Annotated in this window: 20 protein-coding genes; 8 read left to right on the plus strand and 12 right to left on the minus strand. The window is 45.0% G+C overall.

All coding sequences use genetic code 11. The features are described 5' to 3' along the window. Positions 1-22: 22 nt before the first annotated feature. From AC060N_RS01595 to AC060N_RS01605, 3 genes are all read right to left on the minus strand, one after another. Positions 23-1,558: a M28 family peptidase gene (locus AC060N_RS01595; protein WP_479525607.1), complete on the minus strand. Its 1,536-nt coding sequence runs from the start codon at positions 1,556-1,558 to the stop codon at positions 23-25. A gap of 127 nt (positions 1,559-1,685) precedes the next feature. Continuing rightward, complete coding sequence (gene deoD / locus AC060N_RS01600) at positions 1,686-2,390, minus strand: purine-nucleoside phosphorylase (protein ID WP_479525608.1); 705 nt, start codon at positions 2,388-2,390, stop codon at positions 1,686-1,688. Between the two features lie 101 nt (positions 2,391-2,491). Next, positions 2,492-2,935, minus strand: coding sequence for a nucleoside deaminase (locus AC060N_RS01605; RefSeq protein WP_463230869.1), 444 nt, complete (start codon positions 2,933-2,935; stop codon positions 2,492-2,494). A gap of 157 nt (positions 2,936-3,092) precedes the next feature. Here AC060N_RS01605 and aspS point away from each other — a divergent pair, with 157 nt between their 5' ends. After that, positions 3,093-4,856: an aspartate--tRNA ligase gene (aspS, locus tag AC060N_RS01610; RefSeq protein ID WP_479525609.1), complete on the plus strand. Its 1,764-nt coding sequence runs from the start codon at positions 3,093-3,095 to the stop codon at positions 4,854-4,856. Between the two features lie 123 nt (positions 4,857-4,979). Here the strand turns inward: aspS and AC060N_RS01615 are convergent, their stop codons facing one another. From AC060N_RS01615 to gdhA (AC060N_RS01650), 8 genes are all read right to left on the minus strand, one after another. Beyond that, complete coding sequence (locus AC060N_RS01615; protein WP_106541297.1) at positions 4,980-5,453, minus strand: ExbD/TolR family protein; 474 nt, start codon at positions 5,451-5,453, stop codon at positions 4,980-4,982. Positions 5,454-5,470: 17 nt separating this feature from the next. Then, positions 5,471-6,049 (minus strand): ExbD/TolR family protein, encoded by a 579-nt coding sequence (locus AC060N_RS01620; RefSeq protein WP_106541298.1) that lies wholly within the window; start codon positions 6,047-6,049, stop codon positions 5,471-5,473. A gap of 63 nt (positions 6,050-6,112) precedes the next feature. Continuing rightward, a complete protein-coding gene (locus tag AC060N_RS01625; RefSeq protein WP_106541299.1) occupies positions 6,113-6,562 on the minus strand; it encodes a hypothetical protein in 450 nt (149 codons plus the stop codon). A gap of 21 nt (positions 6,563-6,583) precedes the next feature. Next, on the minus strand, positions 6,584-7,384 hold the full coding sequence (locus AC060N_RS01630) for a MotA/TolQ/ExbB proton channel family protein (protein WP_463230873.1): 801 nt from the start codon (positions 7,382-7,384) through the stop codon (positions 6,584-6,586). 262 nt (positions 7,385-7,646) lie between these two features. Beyond that, positions 7,647-8,684, minus strand: coding sequence for an asparaginase (locus AC060N_RS01635; RefSeq protein ID WP_479525610.1), 1,038 nt, complete (start codon positions 8,682-8,684; stop codon positions 7,647-7,649). A 161-nt stretch (positions 8,685-8,845) separates the two neighbouring features. Next, positions 8,846-9,610: a TatD family hydrolase gene (locus AC060N_RS01640; RefSeq protein ID WP_153641083.1), complete on the minus strand. Its 765-nt coding sequence runs from the start codon at positions 9,608-9,610 to the stop codon at positions 8,846-8,848. Positions 9,611-9,777: 167 nt separating this feature from the next. Beyond that, positions 9,778-11,112, minus strand: a complete 1,335-nt coding sequence (gene gdhA / locus AC060N_RS01645) for an NADP-specific glutamate dehydrogenase (RefSeq protein WP_106541301.1) — start codon at positions 11,110-11,112, stop codon at positions 9,778-9,780. 362 nt (positions 11,113-11,474) lie between these two features. Then, positions 11,475-12,842 (minus strand): NADP-specific glutamate dehydrogenase, encoded by a 1,368-nt coding sequence (gdhA, locus tag AC060N_RS01650; RefSeq protein WP_479525611.1) that lies wholly within the window; start codon positions 12,840-12,842, stop codon positions 11,475-11,477. A 246-nt stretch (positions 12,843-13,088) separates the two neighbouring features. Between gdhA (AC060N_RS01650) and leuS the strand changes: the two genes are divergently transcribed. The 3 genes from leuS (at position 13,089) to AC060N_RS01665 (ending at position 18,080) form a co-directional block, all read left to right on the plus strand. Next, entirely contained in the window at positions 13,089-15,749 is a 2,661-nt protein-coding gene (gene leuS / locus AC060N_RS01655) for a leucine--tRNA ligase (RefSeq protein WP_479525612.1), read from the plus strand. A 90-nt stretch (positions 15,750-15,839) separates the two neighbouring features. Next, positions 15,840-16,697, plus strand: coding sequence for a YitT family protein (locus tag AC060N_RS01660; protein ID WP_479525613.1), 858 nt, complete (start codon positions 15,840-15,842; stop codon positions 16,695-16,697). A 54-nt stretch (positions 16,698-16,751) separates the two neighbouring features. Continuing rightward, positions 16,752-18,080: a peptidoglycan DD-metalloendopeptidase family protein gene (locus AC060N_RS01665; protein ID WP_479525614.1), complete on the plus strand. Its 1,329-nt coding sequence runs from the start codon at positions 16,752-16,754 to the stop codon at positions 18,078-18,080. Between the two features lie 41 nt (positions 18,081-18,121). Here the strand turns inward: AC060N_RS01665 and purN are convergent, their stop codons facing one another. Next, positions 18,122-18,682, minus strand: a complete 561-nt coding sequence (purN, locus tag AC060N_RS01670; RefSeq protein ID WP_479525615.1) for a phosphoribosylglycinamide formyltransferase — start codon at positions 18,680-18,682, stop codon at positions 18,122-18,124. Positions 18,683-18,891: 209 nt separating this feature from the next. Between purN and AC060N_RS01675 the strand changes: the two genes are divergently transcribed. The 4 genes from AC060N_RS01675 to AC060N_RS01690 all read left to right on the plus strand — a co-directional run bounded on the left by AC060N_RS01675 (position 18,892) and on the right by AC060N_RS01690 (position 23,079). Continuing rightward, the gene (locus AC060N_RS01675) at positions 18,892-19,128 is read left to right on the plus strand and encodes an acyl carrier protein (RefSeq protein WP_025862964.1); all 237 of its coding nucleotides are present in this window, start codon (positions 18,892-18,894) and stop codon (positions 19,126-19,128) included. A gap of 32 nt (positions 19,129-19,160) precedes the next feature. Continuing rightward, a complete protein-coding gene (gene fabF / locus AC060N_RS01680) occupies positions 19,161-20,411 on the plus strand; it encodes a beta-ketoacyl-ACP synthase II (protein WP_106541307.1) in 1,251 nt (416 codons plus the stop codon). 16 nt (positions 20,412-20,427) lie between these two features. Next, positions 20,428-21,144 (plus strand): ribonuclease III, encoded by a 717-nt coding sequence (gene rnc, locus AC060N_RS01685; RefSeq protein ID WP_170108878.1) that lies wholly within the window; start codon positions 20,428-20,430, stop codon positions 21,142-21,144. 354 nt (positions 21,145-21,498) lie between these two features. Further along, the gene (locus AC060N_RS01690; protein ID WP_479525616.1) at positions 21,499-23,079 is read left to right on the plus strand and encodes a sensor histidine kinase; all 1,581 of its coding nucleotides are present in this window, start codon (positions 21,499-21,501) and stop codon (positions 23,077-23,079) included. The last annotated feature ends 3 nt before the right edge of the window (positions 23,080-23,082 follow it).

Below are 23,082 nucleotides of genomic sequence, written 5' to 3' on the forward strand. Positions count from 1 at the left end.
TTTCTGGAAAAGTTTTTTTTTGCTATTTCCAGCTTTCAGGATTCGTCGACAACTCAAAAATGTCGAGATAGCTCAGCCGGATGATGTTGGCCATCTTGGTGTAGTTGATCATTTCCGGCACATCAGTCGGTTGGTGGTAATCCGGTTGACCACCAGTGTGAAACCAGAACAGTGGCACATCGTCTTTGACAAACCACACATTATCGCTGCCACTATCAGGCTTTTCCGAACCGTTGTATGAAACATCCAGATTCAGGTTGTAGTCGCTGATGTGTTGCTTTGATAAAGTAACCGCCGGTTGGAAGGCTTTCGAATAAATCATGGTTACCTGGTTGTTCGGTGCGTCCGGGCCGGCGTTTCGGCCAATCATATCGAAGTTGAGGTAGGCCATTATTTTTCCCTTGTTTGCCCAGTGATTGATAAAGTAATGAGAGCCCAGCAGTCCTCTTTCTTCCCCATCCCAACAGGCGAATAAAATGGTGTATTCGGGTTGAACTCCCGATGCAATCATGGCTTTGGCAATGTTCAATACTGCAGAAACTCCCGATGCGTTGTCATCTGCACCGTTCCAAATGTAACCGTCATGAATGCCCAAGTGGTCGTAATGGGCACCAATTACAATGAACTTATCCTTTTCCTTTCCTTCAACTTTGCTCATCACATTTCGCAGCTGTAGTCTTCGATTCCTGGTGTTTATTGCCAGTTCAATTGTCTTTCTGCTGATGGTTTGTGATACATTTTTCAGTTCGGAAGCTTTCTTTCGGGCTTGCACATTCCGGAAATCAGGCCCCATGATGTCTGAGAATACAGAAGGCGAGATGTAAATAACCGGAATGTTTCCCTTTCCTGTGTCAGGCAGGTAAACTCTTTTGTCATAAAATGATTTACGCTTCTTCAATCCTTCATACATTGCATTGTGGAAATAGTATTGGTTGGCGTTCCAATGGCTGATTTGTGTATCACTTGCAACTTCCAGTACGGCTAGTGCGCCATGCTCTTTTGCCTGTTTATTTTTCAATCGCTCCAGCGCTCTGCCTTCTGGTCCGTTGATTGCTTTTGCTGCCGGACTATCTTTAAAATCCTGACCGGGTAAGCCTGCCCACCTGACGACGATTTTGTTTTTGACGTCGATTTTGTTGAAATCATCATAGCCACTTTTCTCATCGGTTAGCCCATAGCCAACGAATACTACCGGAGCTGAGATCTGACTGCTTCCATTGGGAATTGTTACTCGAAAATCAGCTTTGTACGCGTATTCTTTTTTAAGGGTAGACTTATCTGATGTTGTGACTAATGCCAGTTTCTGTATTGTATCTGGCGTTACTTCAATTGCCTGAAAGGGTTGAAAGAAAGACGTGGTTTTTCTTTTTTCCGCTCCCAAAAGTTTTTGATATCGATCGGGTTTGAACGAAACCGAGTCGCCCACTGGTTCCAAACCGATGAAGCTGAACAACGATGCTACATATTCACCTGCTATTTGGCCTTGTTTTGTCCCGGCCATTCTTCCCTCGAGTTGGTCGCTGGCCAGAAACTGAACGGGGCTTTTAACGCTCTTCATGGTAATTGTTTGTAGACCCTTGTCTTTTGGCGTTTGTCCAAAAGCCGTCAGATTCAAAAAGCAGGAGAAGCAATAGTGATGTTGTAAAACGCGTCATTCGCAGTTGTTTGTTCGGTTTACAAAGTGTTTAGGCTAGTTTCAGGGCAATGTCCATCATTTGTGTAAATGTGGTTTGCCGTTCTTCTGAGGTAGTTGATTTTCCCTCCGGAATGTGGTCGCTAACGGTCAGAATAGAAAGCGCCCGTTTCTTGTATTTAGCAGCAATTGTATAAAGAGCGGCCGTTTCCATTTCTACTGCCAGAACATTGAATTTCTGCCATACGGCAAATGGGTCACCAATGTGCTCGTCGTTGTAGAAGAAGTCTGAACTTAAAACATTTCCTACATGAAGGTTAACATCCTTCCCACGGGCAATAGTGTATGCCCTGTGAAGCAGGTCAAAATCAGCTAGCGGAGCAAACTGTAGTCCGCCGAATCGCAACTGGTTCATGCCATTATCGGTGCAGGCACCTTGCGCCAGGATAACATCCCGTAGTTGTACTTCCGGTTGAATAGAACCGCAACTGCCGATACGGATGAGCTGTTCGCAATGGTATTCTTCAATTAGCTCAGTAGCGTAAATCGACATGGACGGCATTCCCATGCCGGTTCCCTGCACACTCACTTGCTGTCCGTTGTAGTAACCGGTGTAGCCTAACATGCCACGGACTTCGTTGTAGCAGACCGTATCTTCCAGAAAGTTATCAGCAATGAATTTTGCGCGAAGCGGGTCACCCGGGAGAAGAACGGTTTTTGCGATGTCTCCCTTTTTTGCCTGGTTGTGTATACTCATCGGTTTTTTTATTTAGTCGTTAATAGAGTTGGTTTGTCAGGCAAAATAGCAAAATGTTTTTTACCTGATATCACTTTTAAAAAGGTGTTTTTAGCGTTTGCTTATCGTTTCGACAAGAAGAAGTCTTTGACAAGTGTTGAGCATTCGGCCTCCATAATCCCTCCCAGCAAAGTTGTTTTGGGATGTAACGCTTTCGCCGCAAACTTTTGGAAGCCTCTTTTTTCGTCTTCTGCACCATATACAATCCGCCCAATTTGCGACCAGCCCAGCGCTCCGGCACACATCACACAGGGTTCCAGGGTAACGTAAAGCGTGCAGTCGTTCAGGTATTTGCCCCCCAACATGTTGGCAGCAGCCGTGATGGCCTGCATTTCCGCATGAGCGGTTACATCGTTCAGTGTTTCGGTGAGGTTATGCGCCCGCGCAACGATACGATTTTGGCAAACGACCACAGCTCCTACAGGAATTTCTCCCATATCAAATGCTTTCTGTGCCTCGTTAAGCGCTTGCTTCATGAAATATTCATCGGAAAATGGTTCCAGCATGTTTTGAATTTTAGTTTAAAAGTAGTTCTGATTCTAAAAGCAGGCAAATCCGGTTCCTGAAATATTTCTCAGGAGGCGCCTAAACCTGTGATTGATTGCTTCCTGTTTTCTTTAGAACTTTTGTACTTTTGCATTCAAATTTATAAAAGAATAATCGATGTACAGAAGCCATAATTGCGGTGAATTACGAATCAATCAGGCTGGCAACGAAGTGACGCTTGCCGGATGGGTGCAGAGGGTCCGCAACCTCGGTGCAATGACTTTTGTTGACCTCCGTGACCGCTACGGTATTACGCAGCTGGTTGCTGACGATACTGCTTCGGCTGAAATTAAGGACGCTGTGAATCACCTGGGACGCGAGTTTGTCATCCAAATAGTGGGTGTCGTGAGAGAACGCGCGAGCAAGAACAGCAAAATTCCTACCGGAGATGTGGAGGTAGAGCTCAAAAAAGTAACGATTCTGAATCAATCGGTTGTTCCTCCATTTACCATTGCTGAAGATACGGATGGCGGTGATGAAATTCGTATGAAATACCGGTACCTCGACTTGCGTCGGGAAAATGTTCGCAAAAACCTCGAGCTTCGTGCCCGGATGGCCCATTACGTAAGGAGTTACCTGAATGACCAGGATTTTATCGAAACAGAAACGCCGGTTCTGATCAAGTCTACACCGGAAGGCGCCCGCGACTTCGTGGTTCCTTCGCGAATGAATCCCGGCGAGTTTTATGCGCTTCCACAGTCGCCACAAACGTTCAAGCAATTGTTGATGGTTGCTGGTTTTGACCGGTACTATCAGATTGTAAAATGCTTCCGCGATGAGGACCTTCGCGCAGACCGGCAGCCTGAGTTTACGCAGATTGACTGCGAAATGTCGTTCGTGGAGCAGAATGACGTGCTGAGTATGTTTGAAGGGCTGACCCGGCATCTTTTCAAGGAACTGAAAGGTTTTGACCCAGGTGAGTTTCCGCGTATGCCTTACGAAGAGGCAATGGAAAAATATGGCTCTGATAAGCCTGACATTCGCTTTGGGATGGAAATTCATGACCTGACCGAAACGGTGAAGGGAAATGGCTTCAAAGTGTTTGACGAAGCTGAATATATTGGAGGTATTTGTGCTTCCGGCGCAGCTTCCTATTCGCGCAAGCAACTGGATGCGTTGACGGATTTTGTTAAACGTCCGCAGGTTGGTGCCAAAGGGCTCGTTTATGTGAAATATAACGAAGACGGCTCATTTAAATCGTCAGTAGACAAATTCTACAATGCCGACGATTTGAAGAAGTGGGCGGATGTATTTGGAGCTGTTCCCGGCGACTTGCTACTGGTTTTGTCAGGCAAGAAAGAGGCAACACAAACAGCTACCGGGACACTTCGTTTGGAAATGGGCAAGCAGTTAGGGCTGGTTAAAGGTGATGATTTCCGTCCGTTGTGGGTGGTTGATTTCCCGCTGTTGGAATGGGATGAAGAAGTACAGCGCTTTTTTGCTATGCACCATCCGTTTACATCGCCGAAATTGGATGAGGTGGATTTGTTGGATACCGATCCGGGTAAGGTTCATGCGAATGCTTATGACCTGGTGATTAACGGTGTGGAAATTGGCGGTGGTTCTGTTCGTATTTTCAACAGCGAGCTGCAGGCCAAAATGTTTAAGACACTCGGTTTTACCAAAGAAGAGGCTGAGAAGCAGTTTGGCTTCCTTATTGATGCGTTTAAATATGGTGCGCCTCCACATGCCGGAATTGCTTTTGGTTTCGACCGTTTGGTATCGCTGTTTGCCGGACTCGACAGTATTCGCGATGTGATTGCATTCCCGAAAAACAATGCCGGGCGCGATGTAATGATTGACAGTCCATCGACCATTGCTGATGCACAGCTGGACGAACTTACGTTGAAAGTGGTTCCCGCGAAGGATAATAAGAATTGATATTACCAGTATAAAGGATGAAACGGTTGTTCTTTTTGAGCAGCCGTTTTTTGTATGTAAAAAATATTGGCACAAAAAAAGCGGCCTGAATTTCAGACCGCTTTCTTTTATTTAGTGTACATCTTAGTTTTTCTCAGTACGTTTTCTGGCTGAGTAATTGATGTGAAGAGCCTGAACTCTCCTCAATTCCTGCTTCACGTCTGAAACGATACCCATCTTGGTATATTGATCCACTTTAAGAGAGGTAACCATCAACGGAACTTCGTTCTCGTCGTGTGCTTCCCTTTCGGATACAATAAAATCCTGGATGTCGCCAACAGTGGCAAATGAATCGTTCAGCTGAATTCGCGGTTCGCTACCTAACTGTGCCTGGTATTGCTGTTGAGGAGGGCCGATGTAGATGTAACTCACCAAAGATTTCCGCTCCAGTTTGCTCAACTCTGTTGCCTGGGGCAACTTAACTTGTACTTTCAACGTTACCTCACGCATGGTGGTCGACACCATGATGAAGAACAGAAGCATAAATACAATGTCAGGCAAAGCTGCTGTCGAAATCGGTGGAGTTTCCTTTTTGTCGTCTTTTCTGAATTTTGACATTCTTTAAATCCTCCTAATTATTTTTTACCAACTTTTTTGGGCTCAGCTTCTGAAATACGTGATGGGTAAATCTCCTGAATAGCTTTTTGCTGATCTCTATCGAGATCGTCATAGGATTTTCCCCATTTCCGTTGTGCCAGCTGGTCCCGTAAGTCGTTGATAGCGCCTACCAATTCATTCTGGACCGCGATGTAGGTACCGTATGTCGTACCTACGTCATTCTGCAGCGAGATGACTCCCTTGGTAACTTCCGTCGGACCAAAGAAGGGAACGTCTTTCACTTCTTTTTCCGGTAACGTCGGATCGTTATTTGGGTTGGCCATAAAATTTTCCGCTGCTTCGCGAAGGTCGCGGACGCGCATCGGTTTGCCTTCCACCAACAACTGATCGTTCTTGTTCACCAGCACAACAAAGACGTTACGTTCTTTAATTTGTGGCTGCTTGCTCAAGTCCTGATTCGGCGGAGGTGGCGGTGGCAACTTACGTTCGAGCCCAGAATCAACGTCCATGGTAGTTGTTACCAGGAAGAAGAGAAGCAACATGAAGGCAATGTCAGCCAAAGATGCAGCATTATATTCCGGTAATTTTCTAGGCATGTTTATTTAATTTCATGTTCAGTTATGATGAAAAAGTTACCCTTTTTCATTCTGATTTAAATCTTATTTCCAGAAACGGGAAAGACCCGAATAAATAACAGACAAAACGGCTCCGCCAAACAAGATGTAGGTGGTATAGAGCAGGGTGTCTGTGAATTTAGCAACTTCAGGGGTCAATGTTCCCTTCTGAACCATCGTTTGAGCTCCGTAGAAATTCGGAATTTCTGACGATGCCAGCAGGCTTGCAATAATGACTACTGCTGCAAGCACTCCTATAGCCATCAAACTCTTCTTGGCTTTTTCTCCAGATGAGAACATATGGAAAACGGAGAATCCGACAGCAACAATAGCTGCAATGCCAAAGAGTATGTAGGCCCAGCGAAGGTTAAGATTTATCATTGAGTCCATCTGCGGTGTGTCAATCTTATCGACCAGTAGTACGATAAAGATTGCTGACAACGCCAACATGACCCAAAGAATAATAGTCAGTATTCTTGTTACTTTACTACTCATGGGTACGAATTAATTTTGTAATTACTTCTTCAGGTTGTGTTTTACCAGCAGGTCAAGCAGAGAGATAGAAGCATCTTCCATGCTGTTAATGATGCTATCGATTTTTGCAACACAGTAGTTGTAGAAAATCTGAAGGATGATAGCAACGATAAGACCTGTTACAGTCGTAATAAGTGCAACCTTAATACCACCAGCAACCAGAGAAGGAGAAATGTCACCAGCAACCTGGATAGCATCGAATGCTGAAATCATACCGATTACAGTTCCCATGAAACCAAGCATCGGAGCCAGTGCGATAAACAGTGCAATCCAGCTCAGTCCTTTTTCCAGCAGACCAGCCTGTACACCACCGTATGATACGATTGACTTCTCAACTACGTCGATTCCTTCATCGAAACGATCGAGCCCCTGATAGAAAATAGAAGCAACAGGACCGCGGGTATTGCGGCAAACTTCCTTAGCAGCTTCTACACCACCACTATTCAATGCATCTTCTACATTTGCCAGCAGTTTTTTGGTGTTGGTAGTGGCGAGGTTCAAATAAAGAACCCTCTCGATAGCCAATGCAAGACCAAGAATCAGGGCAATAAGTACGAATGCCATGAAGCTCGGACCCCCCTGAATGAAATATTGCTTAAGCATGCTGTGAAGAGACTTACCTGATTCAGCTTTGGCAGCTGCTTGCTCTACAGGATCAGCTGTCAAGTCAGAGCTTTGAGCTTGAGCCTGTGTTACGGAATCAGTAGCCGCTTGTTCAGTAGCTGCCTGCGTGGTGTCTTGCTCCTGTGCGAAAGCAACCACCGATGCGCCAAAACTAAGCATCCCGAAAACTGCAATTAACGCAAATAGTTTTTTCATAATTGGTTTTGAATTTTGATTAATAAATTGTTCTTACTATTAATTTCTATTTACGATTTATTGATCTACAATAAATTTCCAACAAATAAAAAAAAATCCTTGTTTCGTTCTTCAATTAGCCCCCCGTTTTCTCTTTCCAAATGAAACTATTTCCGCTTAAAAAGATTCCGGATTGGTCTAAAATTCAGGCACGCAAATTACAAAAAAAAGTTGAAAAAAAAACAACTCATTCTGTTATTTCCCCGCTCAGACTCCGTTGTAAATGAGTCTTCACTTCCTCTGTCGTGAGGTCTTGTCCGAGAAGAAACATCAACTTGGTGATAGCTGCCTCAACGGTTATATCCTTTCCACTGATAACGCCTGCATTCAGCAGATCGTAGCTCGTCATGTATTGTCCCATCTGCACTCTGCCGCCGGAACACTGCGTTACATTCAGGAAGATAACCCCTTGCCTGATGGCTTTCCGGATGGCGTTTAACAGCCAACGGTGTGTGGGCACATTCCCTGAACCATACGATTCCAGTACAACACCTTTCAATTCCGGTAGATTAAGCGCATGCTCAATATACTGCCGGTTCATCCCCGGAAACATCTTCAAGATAATGACTTTATCGCTGATGTTGGTGTTGACTTTTAGTATTCCTTTGTTTTTCGGATAATTAATGCGGTCGTAGCTGTATACAATATCCACTCCGGCACGGGCCAGAATCGGATAATTGTGTGACATAAATGCGCTGAATTTCTCTGAATCTTCTTTTGTTGTGCGGTTACCGCGAAAAAGGCGGGAGTTGAAATAAATACAAACTTCCGGAACAATGGCCCGGCCGTTTCGGCTGGCAGCCGCAAGTTCTACAGCCGTTACCAGGTTTTCTTTCCCGTCTGTACGCATAACACCAATAGGAAGCTGCGAGCCAGTCAGGATAACGGGCTTGTCGAGGTTCTCGAACATGAAGCTTAATGCAGATGCGGTGTACGCCATGGTATCGGTGCCGTGAAGAACAACAAAACCGTCGTATTTTTGGTAGTTCTGACGTACCGTTCTGGCAATCCGGGCCCAAATCGCCGGTTGCATGTCGGACGAGTCGATGGGAGGATTGAAGGCGGTTGCCGATACTTCTATGCCAAGTTTCGACAACTCAGGAATTTCATTTTGGATGTGGGAAAATTTCATCGGGGCCAGTGTGTGGGTGTCGGGATCTTCCCGCATCCCGATGGTGCCGCCGGTATAAATAATATGAATTGAAGGCTTTTCGTTGTTTTTCACACCTAATGTTTTTATCACCAATTGCCGAATCGGTGAAAATTTGGATGAAGTACAATAATATAATACGTGTAATTTGAGTCCGGCGAACGGGTTCGGCCCGGATTTCTTTGTCTACACGGTTAAATTGCCCTCAAAATTAGAAATATTGGAACGAAGCGTGGTCAGATTCCAAACATTTCTTCAGCATTTTTTGTGGTTATTTCTGCAATTTCTTCGGGAGTAGTGTTGTGCAGCTCGGCAACTTTGGCAGCTACCTGTACAATGTGTGCACTTTCGTTGCGTTTCCCTCTGAATGGAACGGGTGCAAGATAAGGTGAATCGGTTTCCAGCAGAAGGTGTTTGGGATCGATTTGGGAGATTACTTTATCGACTCCGGCATTTTTAAAAGTAACAATACCATTCACACCAATTTTAAATCCCCAGTCAATAATCTGTTCAGCCTGTTTTAGCGTTCCGGTGAAGCTGTGGAAAACGCCTCTTAGGTTTTCATCCGCGGCTTTTCCTACTTCGTTGAATACTTCTTCGAATGAATCTCTCACGTGGATGACAACCGGAAGTTTGCGCTCTTTTGCCCATTGCAGCTGAACGCGAAAAACCTCGGTCTGTTCTTCGACGAAAGTCTGATCCCAGAACAGGTCGAGCCCGATTTCGCCGATGCCATAAAACTGGTGACGGTCGAGCCAAAAGCGAACAATTTCCAATTCATTTCGAAAATCTTCCTTTACCGAAGTGGGGTGTAATCCGATTAACGGATAGCAAACATTCGGGTACGATGCTGACAAGTCCAGCATAGGTTTGATGGAAGAGCTGTCGATATTGGGGAGAACTATTTTCTTAATTCCGGATGTTGTGGCACGGTTTACAACTTCCGTCCGATCGATATTAAACTCAGGCGAATAAATATGTGAATGGGTATCAACAAACATTTTTCGAAATTTGGTCAAAAATAGCAAAAGCAGAAGCATCCACCCATTAACAGAATGTTATCTGAATCCTAAGTGCAATTTACATTGGAAATAATTGAGCCTGTTTTATGCGAAAAGAGCCATCTCCCCGAAGGGAAACGGCTCTTTCTGCTTTTTAGGATAGGTGCTTATACAAGCCCTTGTGCCAGCATGGCATCGGCAACTTTTACGAAGCCACCAACGTTGGCACCTTTGACATAATTTATCTTACTTCCGTTACGTCCGTGGATTTTACAAGTCTCGTGAATCTCTTTCATAATAATATGTAAGCGTTGATCCACTTCTTCGCGGGTCCAGTTGTAACGCATGCTGTTTTGCGACATTTCGAGGCCGGAAACAGCAACACCACCGGCATTAACTGCTTTACCCGGAGCATACGCGATTTCTTTGGTCAGCAATTCTGCTGCGTCAGCTGTACAGCCCATGTTGGAAACTTCGCCAACCAGGAAGCAGCCGTTCTTGATCAGCAACTTGGCGTCTTCTTCGTTCAGTTCGTTTTCAGTAGCACATGGCATGGCAATGTCAACTGCTTGTTCCCATGGTTTTTTACCAGCGAAGAACTGTGCGCCAAATTCTTCGGCATAAGGCTCAACAATGTCGTTGTTGGTTGCCCGCAGTTCGAGCAGGTAGTCAACCTTTTCGCCGGTAATGCCAGCCGCATCGTAAATGTAGCCGTCGGGACCGGAGATAGTAACTACTTTACCACCCAATTCGTTGATTTTACTGATGGCTCCCCAGGCAACGTTTCCGAAACCGGAAACTGAGAATACCTGACCTTTGATGTCTTTGCCCATTTCGGCTAACATGTGCTGAACGAAATACACGGCACCGTAACCGGTTGCTTCCGGACGGATGAGTGAACCTCCCCAACCCAGGCCTTTTCCAGTCAGTACGCCGGTGAATTCATTGCGAATCCGTTTGTACTGTCCGAACAGGTAACCGATCTCGCGACCACCAACGCCGATGTCACCAGCGGGTACATCAGTATCCGGACCGATGTGGCGGCTCAACTCAGTCATGAACGATTGACAGAAACGCATGATTTCGTTGTCGCTGCGTCCTTTGGCGCTGAAGTCGGAGCCTCCTTTACCGCCTCCCATAGGAAGGGTGGTCAGGCTGTTTTTAAAGGTTTGTTCAAACCCTAAAAACTTGAGAATACTTAAATTAACACTGGGGTGGAAACGTAATCCACCTTTATATGGACCAAGTGCGCTGTTGAATTCGACGCGGTAGCCGCGATTAATTTCAACTTCGCCCCGGTCATTCATCCAGGGAACCCTGAACATGACGACTCGTTCCGGCTCCACCATGCGTTCCAGAATGCGTGCCTGTTTGTACCGAGGATTCGAATCGTATACCTCCCAAACAGATTCAACAACTTCCTGAACGGCCTGATGAAATTCCTTCTCGCCATTGGTGCGGGCCTTTAAGGCCTCCATGAATTGATCTATACCGGTATTCATGATAACATATTTTTGTAAAAACCCTATGGATTCCGTCTGTGTGCGGGTATAATGCCCGAAGACAGTTACACCCCGACGGTTTCAATTTGTTAGAGTCAAAGGTAGAGAAAACATTTTCTCCTCTTCCTAATGATTATTCAAAAAAGACGAATGTTGTAAATGTCAGTAAATCAATCGGTAGCGTTGCTTTTTGAGTATGTTTAATAGCACAAAAAACCGGAAGTTTGACTTATGTCAGAATTTTGAAAGTGGATTTTTGGCCTTATGAATAAATGAGGTGCTGATTGCGTGAAAGCCAGAAAGAAAAAACGCCCCTCTGCCGGAGCAAAGGAGCGTATCGGTATAGATTGGAAAACAGAAAATCAAACTAATCCCTGCGCCATCATTGAGTTGGCAACTTTCAGGAAACCGCCGATGTTGGCACCTACTTCGTAGTTGACGAATCCATCTTTTTGCGTACCGTATTTCACGCAAGTGTGATGAATATTCTGCATGATTTGCAGCAATTTCTGGTCAACTTCTTCGCGGGTCCATTTCAGGCGCATGGAGTTTTGTGTCATTTCAAGACCTGATACGGCAACACCACCTGCATTGGAGGCTTTGCCCGGAGCATACAGAATTTTATGCTTCATGTACAGGTGAATGGCCTCAGCCGTACTTGGCATATTGGCTCCTTCAGCTACACAGAAACATCCATTCTCGATCAGCATGCGGGCATCGTTTTCATCAATCTCATTCTCGGTAGCCGATGGTAATGCAACATCACATTTCTCACCCCACGGGCGGGCATTCGGAACGTATTTCACGCCGTATTTCTCAGCGTATTCTTTAATCCGGCCGCGTCGGTTATTTTTCAAATCCATCACAAACTCCAGCTTTTCGCGGTCGATACCAGCCGGATCGTATATGTAGCCACTCGAGTCGGAAAACGTAATAACTTTTCCGCCGAGTTCAATCACTTTTTCAGCTGAGAACTGTGCGACATTACCTGAGCCGGAAATGCTAACCGTCAAGCCCTTGAAATCTTTACCCTGCGTTTTGAGCATTTCGCGGGCGAAATATACATTACCATAACCGGTTGCTTCCGGTCTGATTAGCGAACCACCCCACTCGATTCCTTTTCCGGTTAATGAACCGGTGAATTCATTGCGGAGACGTTTGTATTGTCCAAAAAGGAAACCAATTTCACGTCCTCCAACGCCAATATCACCTGCCGGGACATCGGTGTAAGGCCCGATATGTCGGCTGAGTTCCGTCATAAATGACTGACAGAACCGCATTACTTCTGCATCTGATTTGCCTTTGGGATCAAAGTCCGAGCCACCTTTACCAGCTCCCATAGGAAGATTGGTGAGGCTGTTTTTAAAGGTCTGCTCAAAGGCCAAAAATTTCAGGATACTGAGGTTGACACTGGGGTGGAAACGAAGACCACCTTTGTAAGGACCAATGGCGCTGTTCATTTCTACTCTAAATCCCCGGTTAACATGAATGTTTCCCCTGTCGTCCGCCCAGGGAACCCGGAATTGAATGACTCTTTCCGGTTCGGTCATTCGTTCCAGAATCTTCGCTTTCATGTACTGGGGATGAGCCATCAGATAGGGGGCGAGCGATTCGACGACCTCATGAACGGCCTGGTGGAATTCTACTTCATGCGGATCTTTTTTTCTTAAATCGGACATGAATTCATCGACCAGTTTGGTCGGTGATGAAAGTGTGGCGGTGGCTGTCATAGCTGTTTGTTTTATTAATTAAGGTACGATAAGGTAGAAAATGCATTTTAAAGGAGGTGTGTTCTTTAACATATCGTTGATAATTAGACATTTTGTGGTGAGAAATCCCCTTTCATTGGTCTCCGATTTATTTTCGGGGCACCTAAAAGTTATTTTCATGATTTTTAGGAAGCTTTCCGGCAGTCAGAAAATAAAGTCTTATTTTCGCACTTTAGTTGAAAAAAGAATTTAATAGTCTCAATAAAGATGGATTACAACTTCAGGGAGATTGAAAAAAGCTGGCAAAATTACTGGGCCGAGCATAAGACCTTCAAAACAGAAGACGATTATTCAAAACCGAAATTCTATTGCCTCGATATGTTTCCTTATCCTTCGGGTGCCGGATTGCATGTGGGCCATCCGGAAGGATATACGGCTACCGATATCATTTGCCGTTACAAAAGGGCAAACGGATTTAACGTCCTTCACCCAATGGGATGGGATGCGTTCGGACTCCCTGCAGAACAGTATGCTATTCAAACCGGTACCCATCCGGCGATTACCACGCAAAAGAATTGTGACAACTTCCGCCGCCAGATTCAATCGCTGGGATTGAGCTACGACTGGGACCGGGAAATCAATACAACCGACCCTGCCTATTATAAATGGACGCAATGGATTTTTGCACGTTTATATAATACATGGTTTGATGAGGAGCAGCAGAAAGGTCGTCCGATAGAAGAACTGTCTGTTCCGGTAGAAATTGAAAACAAAGGAAAAGAAGCAGTACGCGAGTATATTGATGAGAAGCGTCTGGCTTATTACGATAATGCGCAGGTTTGGTATTGCCGTCATTGTAAAACGGTTTGTGCCAACGAAGAGGTGCTGAACGACGGCTCGCATGAAAAGTGCGGTACGAAAGAGGTGGAGCGTCGTTTCCTGAAGCAGTGGATGCTTCGTATTCCGCATTATGCTGAGCGTTTGCTGACTGGACTTGATGATCTGGAATGGCCGGAAGGCGTGAAGGACATGCAGCGGAACTGGATTGGGCGATCAACCGGAGCTGAGGTAGATTTTCTGCTGGATGGTGTTGATGAGAAAATCAGGGTGTATACTACCCGTCCCGATACGTTGTTTGGAGCAACCTACATGGTTATCGCGCCGGAGCACGAACTGGTTGATGTGATTACTACGGCGGAACACAAAGATGCCGTTAATGATTACGTGCGCTCGGCTGCACTGAAAAGTGATTTGGACCGGACCGATTTGGCGAAAGATAAAACCGGCGTATTTACGGGCCGGTATGCTATTAATCCCCTTACCGGGAAGAAAATTCCGGTGTGGGTAGCCGATTATGTGCTGATGGGATACGGTACTGGTGCGATTATGGCTGTGCCGGCGCATGATACCCGTGACTTTGAATTTGCGAAAACATTCGGTTTAGATATTGTCTGCATCCTCGATCCGAAAGATGCAGAACCTGAATTGCGTGAAAAGGTTCTGAAAGGCGACGCTTGCTGGACAGAAGACGGAGCTTATATCAACTCGGCTAACGAAAGCGAAGGCCTCGATATTGACGGCATGAGCAAAGAAGACGGTCTGAAAACCGTCATCGATTGGCTTGAGTCGAAGAATTTGGGTAAAGCTACCGTGAATTACAAGATCCGTGACTGGTTGTTTAGCCGCCAGCGTTTCTGGGGAGAGCCTTTCCCGGTAATTCACTGGGAAGATGGAGAAGTTTCTGTTTTGTCAGACGAAGATTTGCCCCTGATTCTTCCGGATGTTGAAAAATATCAGCCGGGAGAAACGGGCGAGTCTCCTTTGGCCAATGCCGGTGATTGGTTGTATGTAACCGACGCAAATGGGCGGAAAGGCCGTCGTGAAACGAATACCATGCCTCAGTGGGCCGGTTCGTGCTGGTACTACCTGCGCTATATCGACCCGAAAAATGACGAGGCGCCGTTCGATAAAGTAAAGGAAAACTACTGGATGCCGGTCGACTTGTATGTAGGTGGTGCCGAACATGCGGTACTTCACTTGCTGTATAGCCGTTTCTGGCACAAGGTATTATTCGATTTGGGAGTAGTTTCCACTGACGAGCCATATCAGAAGCTGTATAACCAGGGAATGATTCTGGCTTTTGCCTATGAAACAGCATCCGGCTCGAAGGTGCCTTCCGATTTGGTCGAAGATCGCGATGGGAAGTATTTTCATACTGAAACAGGTGAGGAGTTAAGGCAGATTGTGGCTAAGATGTCCAAATCACTGAAGAACGTCATCAATCCGGACGATGTGGTAGAAGAATACGGAGCTGACTCGTTGCGTTTGTATGAAATGTTTATGGGACCGCTGGATGCCACCAAACCCTGGACCGATACCGGAGTGAAAGGTGTGTATAATTTCCTGCGAAGGGTATTCACCTTCTTCTCGAACCTGGACAACGTAAGTGAAAGCGAAGATACCAAAGAGACGTTGAAGCTTTTACATCAAACCATCCGGAAGGTAGGCGATGACGTAGAAGATTTGAAGTTCAATACCGCGATTTCGCAGATGATGGTGTTTACCAATCACTGTTATAAAGCCGGCAAAGTGTCTCGTTCTACAGCCGAAACATTTATGCAGGTATTGGCTCCTTTTGCGCCGCATATTGCTGAAGAGCTCTGGAAACTTTATGGGCACGATAGTAGCGTAAGCTTAGCGGAATGGCCTAAAGTGAACGAAGAATACCTGGTTGAGAATACCTTTGAATATCCGGTTTCGTTTAACGGAAAAATGCGCTTCAAACTCGAGCTTCCGTTAGCTATCTCGAAAGATGATGCAGAAAAAGCAGTGCTGGAACACGAGGCCGCAAAGCGTTGGACTGAGGGCAAAACCGTGGTGAAACTGATTTACGTGCCAGGTAAGATTATCAACGTGGTTGTTAAGTAATTGTAAAGAATTTAATCTTCATAAAAAGCACGGAAAAATCATGATTTCCGTGCTTTTTTTTATTCTACTTTTGCGCAAATTTTAATCGAGATGAGCGGAAAAGTATATAATCAAGTTCGGGACTACGCAATTATCGTTTTAGGGCTATTCCTGTATGCTTTTGGTGTAGCTGCATTTTTAATTCCAGCCAAGATTATTGGTGGCGGAATAACGGGTGTGGCAACGGTTATTTACTTCACGACGGGAATAGAAACCGGGTATACCTATTTTATTATTAATATTTTCCTTGTTTTGGCAGCCATCAAAATACTGGGGACAAGCTTCGGGGTGAAGACGATCTTCGGTATGGCGGTGATGGCCGTATTTCTGAATGTATTACAGTCGATATTTACTCACCCTATTATCGACGACCAGTTTTTGTCTGCTGTTCTGGGAGGTATCCTGGGGGGAGCTGGCCTGGGAATTGTTTTTAATCGTGGAGGAAGTACCGGTGGTACCGATATCATCGCTATGATTATTAATAAGTATCGGAATGTAAGCCCGGGACGTATTATTATGTATTGCGACGTGATTATTATTGCTTCCTCGTTTTTCGTTCTGAAGTCAGTAGAGGGAATGGTGTACGGTTACGTTTCGATGTGGGTCGTTTCTTATACGGTCGATTCGTTCTTGAACGGTGCCAAGCAGTCGGTTCAGATGTTTATCTTCTCCGAGCGTTACGATGATATTGCTGACTATATTGTGCATCAGGCAAATCGGGGATTAACTGTTTTCGATGGAACGGGGTGGTACACCCGGAAGCACGTAAAGGTGATTATGACTGTAGTGCGAAAAAGAGAAGCTTCTCCAATTTATAAACAAATAAAACAGATTGATCCTGACGCGTTTATATCCCAGAACTCCGTAATGGGTGTATTTGGTAACGGATTTGACCAAATCAAATATTAACTTTGTCTGTGTTGTGATTATTATCATATGTTAAATCAGGGAAAGTAGAAGCAAATGAAAAAGTGGATTCCGGGGATTATTTTGGCCGTTTTGATAATTGTTGTTGTGGGATTTTTTGTCATCCGGAAGAATACAAAATCGGGGCAGGAGGATGTATCGGTTACTCAGCCAATTGATAGCGTAGCAAAGGTTTTGCCGCCGCCAATCTTAAAGTTTGGGCTTCCGGTTGATTCCTTTGTTATTGAAAATAAGAAAGTACGACGCAATCAGAATCTTTCGGATATTCTGGTAAAATATGGCGTGTCATATCAGGCTATCGACCAGCTTGCCCGGAATGCAAAAGGCATTTTTGATGTGCGTGGTATTAAAGCCGGAAGCGCCTATTCTATGTTTCTGTCCCGCGATTCACTGCACACTCCCCGTTATTTCGTTTACGAAGATTCACCGGTTGATTATTATACATTCGAGCTTAGCGGCGATTCACTTCGTGTGAAAGCCGGTCAGAAACCAGTAATAACCAAACGCAAGGTGGCATTTGGTCAGATAAACTCTTCGTTGTGGAATGCAATGACGGATAATAATTTGAATCCGATTTTGGCTATTAACCTTTCGGAGATTTACGCCTGGACCATTGACTTTTTTGGAGTTCAGAAGGGAGACTGGTTTCAGATTATATACGATGAGAATTATGTCGACGGAAAATCCATTGGCATCGGAACAATTTATGCCGCCCGTTTTAATAACATGGGTGACGACTATTATGCTTTCAATTTCGATCAGGATGGTCGAGCCGACTATTTCGATGAAGACGGAAAGAGTTTGCGGAAAGCTTTCCTGAAAGCTCCACTCAAGTATTCGCGCATTAGTTCGCGTTTTACCAACAGTCGCTACCATCCGATTTTGCGAATCAGAAGACCTCACCATGGAGTTGATTACGCTGCGCCAACCGGAACACCGGTTCATTCAATTGGTGACGGAGTGATTACGCGCCGGGGTTACCAGGCACGTGGTGGTGGTAATTACTTATACATCAAACACAATTCTGTTTACACGACTTCCTATATGCACCTTTCGCGGTTTGCCAAGGGCATGCATCCCGGAGTACGCGTTAAACAGGGACAGTTGATTGGCTATGTAGGCATGACTGGACTAGCTACCGGACCGCACCTCGATTTCAGGGTATATAAGAATGGTACAGCTGTCGACCCCTTAAAGGTGAAAGCGCCGCCTGTAGAACCGGTGAAAAAAGAGAATCTGGTGCGTTTCGAAGAGCACCGCGATTCACTCATGGATGAGCTAATGACTATCCCGATTCCGGGCAACGAGACGGATCAAATTCCTGTGGCCGACGTCATTCACAGCACGCCGGCAGATAATCAATAACAGCTTTCGAATTTTTGGTACGGATTTTCCAGTTATGGTGATTATTTCATTAAAAAATTTTCAATCACCTCCGGGAAGTATTTGTATTCCAACTGATGGATGCGTTTAGCCAGCGACTCCGGCGTGTCGTCCGGAAGGACAGGGCACTTTTCCTGGCGTAAAACGGCTCCGTGATCGTAAACTTCGTCGACCATGTGAATGGTGATGCCACTTTCTTTTTCCCGGTTGGCGACAACTGCCTCGTGTACTTTCATTCCGTACATTCCTTTACCACCGTACGTTGGAAGCAAGGCCGGGTGAATATTGACAATCGGGAAAGCCTGGATCAGGTTGGTGGGCACCAACCAAAGAAAACCCGCCAAAACAATTAAATCGATGTTGCGGCTTTTGAGTCGATTCAGAAAATCTTCCGAATTGTAAAACTCTTCCCTGTTAAAGGAGCCATACTCAATTCCATATTTTGCTGCTCTTTCGAGCACATAGGCATCTTGACGGTTACTCCAAACCGAATCGACGCGGATGGCCGGATGGTCCTGAAAATACAGTATTATGTTTTGTGCATTTGTTCCTGAACCCGATGCAAGTATGGCTATGTTTTTCATAATTAGAGTTTTGTGCGTGGTTTGAAAATTGACTATTCGACTGATGAATTCGAAAACAGGCTTAGGAAGCCGTTTTACCCTGACGAAAAGCCATATTATGGAACAAATATTTGGAAAATAATTGGGTTTCTTTATTACTTTGCACCCGTTGATTTGAAAAAATCATAGTTTAAATTTATTCATAGTATTAACGTTAAAATTTAGAAATTATGTCTGACGTTTCGGCTAAAGTTAAATCGATCATTGTAGACAAACTTGGTGTTGATGAAAGCGAAGTTACGAACGAAGCTTCTTTCACCAATGACTTGGGAGCTGATTCACTCGATACCGTTGAGCTGATTATGGAATTCGAAAAAGAATTCAATATTGCTATCCCTGATGATCAGGCTGAAAAAATCGGTACTGTAGGCGAAGCTGTTGCTTACATCGAAGAGAACGGAAAGTAATTATTACTGAATAAAGGTCTTAAAAACTTACCATGGAATTGAAACGAGTTGTTGTTACCGGCTTAGGTACGATCAACCCGCTCGGTAAGAATATCCAGGAATTCTGGGAAGGCCTGAGGAATGGGGTTAGCGGTGCCGGCCCCATTACTCATTTTGATGCCTCCAAATTCAAAACGCAGTTTGCCTGCGAAATAAAGGATTTCGACCCGAATGATTACCTCGAGCGCAAGGAAGTTCGCAAACATGACATGTATGCTCAGTTTGCTTACATCGCTGCTGACCAGGCAATCAGTCATTCAGGAATCGACCTGGAAAAAATCGATAAGGACCGGGTTGGTGTGATCTGGGGTGCAGGTATTGGTGGTTTGGATACTTTCTTTCAGGAAGTAACCTCCTTCAATTCAAATCCGGAAAATCCGCGATTTACCCCCTTCTTCATTCCTAAGATGATTGCCAACATGGCCAGTGGTAATATTGCCTTGAAATATCGCTTTCGGGGACCCAGCATTACCACGGTTACTGCTTGTGCTTCGGCAACCCATGCATTAATTGATGCAGCGAGCTATATCCGGCTCGGAAAAGCGGATATGTTCGTAGCCGGTGGTTCCGAATCAGCAATTAACCAGGCGGGTGTTGGTGGTTTCAATGCCATGCGTGCCCTTTCAACGCGTAACGATGATCCGAAAACGGCATCGCGACCTTTCGATAAAGATCGTGATGGATTCGTGATGGGAGAAGGTGCTGGTGCACTCATCCTCGAAGAATACGAACACGCGGTTCGCCGTGGCGCGACCATCTACGCGGAATTGGTTGGCACTGGCATGTCAACGGATGCTTACCATATGACGGCTCCTGACCCTGAAGGTGAAGGTGCTGCACTGGTAATGAAGCATGCGCTGGATGATGCCGGTCTGAAACCTGAAGATATCGATTACATTAACGTACACGGTACTTCTACCGGGCTGGGAGATGTTGCCGAGCCAAAAGCAATCCTGAAAGTATTTGGTGACCATTCTTACAAGGTAAGTGTGAGTTCAACCAAGTCGATGACAGGTCACTTGCTGGGAGCGGCTGGTGCAGTTGAAAGTATTGCCTCTATTTTGGCAATGCAGAACAGCATTGTACCTCCAACGATAAATCAATTTGAATTGGATCCGGAAGTGGATCCGAACATTGATTTTACTTTTAATCACGCAAAAGAACGCCAGATTAATTTTGCACTTAGCAATACATTTGGTTTTGGCGGACATAATGCGACTGTAATCTTCAAAAAATTGTCATAAGAAAGTGATAAAGGCTTTGAAGCAAAGAATAAAACTCTTTTCCTCGCCGGGGAAAGAGTTTTATTTGTTTTTGAAATCATTGCTTGGGTTCTACCCCGGAACCCTGCACTTTTACGACATTGCGTTTATTCATAAGTCGGCTTCCACAGTCGATTCTCACGGTTATCCGGTCAATAACGAACGCCTCGAATACCTGGGCGATGCCATTCTTGGTGCCGTAGTGGCCGATTATCTTTACAACCGGTTTCCTCATAAAGACGAGGGCTTTCTTACCCAATTGCGCTCCCGGATGGTCAACCGGAGCTTTCTTACCAAACTTACTTTTAAAACGGGTCTGAATCGTTTTGTTGAATCGAATACCAATTCGGCCAATGAGACCAGCCATATTTACGGCGATGCTTTCGAAGCGTTGATTGGCGCTATTTATCTCGACAAAGGATACGAACAGACCAAGAAATTCATCGTTAAGCGCATCTTGTCGGTCTATGTCGACATTCATAAACTGGAAAAGAAGGATACCAACTACAAGAGCCAGTTGATTGAGTGGGGGCAGAAGAATAAAAAAGAGGTGCAGTTTAAGACCCAGGATAATCCGGGTACGACTGGAGATAAGCCTCCATTTGTTTCGCAGGTAATTGTTGAAGGAGAGCTGTTTGGCGAGGGCGATGGCTATTCGAAAAAGGAATCACAGCAACAGGCTGCCAAGGTGGCTTTGATGAAGATTCAGGACTAAGAAATTTCCTCCCCAAATTGTCGTAAAAAGAAAAAGGCGGGAACTACCCGCCTTTTAAACCAAAACCTAAATTCACCTTGTGAAAAAACTCAGTTAACCCCAAAAATTAAAAACCTATTAACCACGTTTTATGTTACAAACATAGTTTTTTTATTTTAAAATGCAATCGGCAATATGTTAAAACGAGTTAAAAATTGATCATACATCATCCCATTTTTCCTGCCTGCTTCCCCTGTGTTTGTCCCGTTTAAAATGTTAATTTCAAATGCATCTGATTGCTAATCAATCTAAGATATTGTTAAATATTGTTAAGTGCTGGTTAGCAGATAGCCCAAGTAAGTTATCTTTGTATCCATGAGCAGAAAGGTGATCTACTTCCTAAGCCTTACAATGGCAATTGCTGTTGTGGCATTGATCTGGCTTCAGACAATGGCAATTAAGCGCACGTCGCAGCTTAAGGAGGAACACTTTAACCTGTTGGTTAACCGTGCCTTGGAGGATGTTGTTGATAAACTCGAGAACGAAGAGATGAACCTCTTTTGGTATGGAGAGGACGATCCCTCGACACCGGGAGGTGGCTCGGGCTTCTTTCCGAACTCGGGCGCTATAAAGCCTTTGAACGAAAAGGTTGCCAAAGGGGAACTGAGTTTGTCGTTCAATATGTCGGGCTCATCGTACCGTAGTGGAGTGAAGACCGAAACGAAAATTTCGTTTGGCGATTCGAATCAGGTACATGTGCAACACCGCAGCATGGGCTCGATTGAGTTCCTGGGAAACAACTCCGGAGCGAACGATAATATGATGCAGAAAAAGTTCCAACAAAGCTCTGCCCGGCAAGAACGGGTGATCCGTTCAATGGAATTTAATCTGAACCGTTCCAGTATCCCGATTAACAAAAGAATCGACCCTGATTATTTAAAGCATCTGCTGAACACGGAACTCCGCAACAGCGGAATTACACTTAACTATCAGTATGCTGTAGAATCGCAGATAAGTGGTAAGTCAACGGTGTTGATGGGAAGCGACGGATTTGATCCGAGCCACGCCACGAAATACCGGAAATTATTGTTCCAGAATGATATCAATGTCAAACCCAATTTTCTGACGGTGTATTTCCCCGAACAGCGCGGGTTTTTGATACAATCGACCGGTTTTCTGGTTATCCCGTCCATTCTTTTGACGTTTATTATCATCGGGATTTTTGCCATAACGTTGCATATCATTTTGCGGCAGAAGAAGCTTTCGCTGATAAAGAACGACTTTATTAACAATATGACGCACGAGTTGAAAACGCCGATATCTACTATCTCGCTTGCGTCACAAATGCTAAAGGATACTTCTGTAACTCATACCCCGAAGACAATTGAACACGTGTCGGGTGTAATTTTTGACGAAAGTAAAAGACTAAGTTATCAGGTCGAGAAGGTGTTACAGATGGCGGTATTCAACGAAGGGCGCCTGAAACTTAAAATGGCGGAGATTAATCTGAATGATGTGGCCGGCACTGTCGCATCGAACTTCCAGATAAGGGTTAGCTCGCAAAATGGAGTCTTGCGTACAAACTTTGCAGCCGATCGCCCGATTGTGAAAGGTGACGAGGTTCATATTACCAACGTGTTGTTCAATTTGCTGGATAACGCAGTGAAATACAGCACAGAAAATCCGGAAATAGAACTCTCTACCGAGAACAAAAATGGCTGGGTAGTGGTTGCAGTAAAAGATAATGGAATAGGAATTCCAAGAGAACATCAGAAACAAATTTTTGAGAGATTCTACCGCGTTCCTACCGGGAATGTCCATAATGTGAAAGGTTTTGGCCTGGGATTATCGTACGTTAAACGTATAGTCGATGTCCACAACGGCCAGATAAAAGTGGACAGCGCATCTGGTAAGGGAACCCGTTTCAGAATCTATCTGCCCGTTAAAGTACAATAGATT

The sequence above is a fragment of the Prolixibacter sp. DSM 2831 genome, assembly GCF_056493735.1.